Source organism: Microbacterium sp. LEMMJ01, from assembly GCF_002114135.1.
Taxonomy (GTDB): domain Bacteria; phylum Actinomycetota; class Actinomycetes; order Actinomycetales; family Microbacteriaceae; genus Microbacterium.
The window spans coordinates 1-1,160 of sequence record NZ_NCTV01000022.1; the positions used below are offsets into that span (position 1 = coordinate 1).

A 1,160-nucleotide genomic window follows, 5' to 3' on the forward strand; every position below is an offset into this window, starting at 1 on the left:
GCGTGCCGCCATCCTCGCCGGTTGGCAAGCGTTTCTGGATGCGAGAGCGCTACGCCCAGAACGCTCGCTCGCAGACCACTACAACCCCCTCGCGATGTCGCCCGAACTGCTCCGGGCGCATCGTGAGCTCGACACTGCTGTCGACAAGGCCCTGGGCCTGCGGGGGATAGCGACGGAGGCTGACCGACTGCGAGCGCTGTTCGCCAGCTATGCGAAGCTCACCACGGTCGACGAGCTCGCGATGCCGAAGAAACGTCCCCGCAAGGCGACAGCAGCGAGTGCGGCATCGTGAGCTGGCCGTACCCGACCGTCCGCGTCGATGGGACCGCGACGGTCGATGAGGAAGGGGAGAATCAGGTCTGCGCCTGTGGCAATGATTCGTGGACTCAGGACTGGCGGAGCGCCGATCGTCTTGGGCGTCTTGCCTTCGATGCTGCTGGTTCGGCCGACCCCGACGAGTTCGCGGTCTGCCCAGTGTGCGGCCGTGTGTATCCCAACGCTGCTCTGTTCCACGGCGCCGCGGCCGCGGTGGCTCGCTATGAGATCACTAGTGCCGAGTTCATTGCTGCGCTACAGCGGTATGACCACGACGCCTACGGATCCGGCGGGTCGCTGACGAGCTGAGTCACGCGGTCGTCGTCGGCACGGGGCTGTCGGTGCGCCGGCATAGTGTTCGCTGTTGTGGTGCAGCACTGGTCTCCGATGTCTCAGCTGCAGGCGTCGCCGGAGCCGGGGATCTGGTACGTGTTCGACCACAGCAAGAGGATCGCGATCATCCGCCATGTCGAGATCCGCGGCCGTAGGCTGCTGCGTTCCGTGACGTTCGATCGCGATCCCGAGCGGCGAGTGTTGATCGGCTACTTCCCCGACGATGCAATGAGGCTCGCTGTCGAGTGCACCTGGTCGGAGTATGTGAGGGCGACTGGTCCACCGGTGAGCAATCGTCGATGATCGCGTGCCACCGGGGCAAGAGAAAACGGCACCCGGCCGGAGCGTGGAAATTGTCACATTCACCAACGATCCAACTGAGGAGGCGCCATCGCCCCGAGGGGCGGAAGGGAACCTGCTCAACAGCCGGGTGCCGCGCCTTAGTGTACCGCGCGGGGCGGTCAGAGCGGGGTGGATTGGAGGAGCTCGTCAGCGACTCGGTCGAGCAGCKG

The 1,160-nt window shown here is 65.4% G+C and carries 2 protein-coding genes; both read left to right on the top strand.

Annotated elements, in window-relative coordinates; genetic code table 11:
- Nucleotides 1-292: type IIL restriction-modification enzyme MmeI (locus B7W94_RS06395; protein WP_367379562.1), on the top strand; the 292-nt coding region annotated here is incomplete at its 5' end.
- Complete coding sequence (locus B7W94_RS17905) at nt 289-624, top strand: hypothetical protein (protein WP_005052756.1); 336 nt, start codon at nt 289-291, stop codon at nt 622-624. The genes B7W94_RS06395 and B7W94_RS17905, both read left to right, overlap by 4 nt.
- Nucleotides 625-1,160 lie beyond the last annotated feature (536 nt).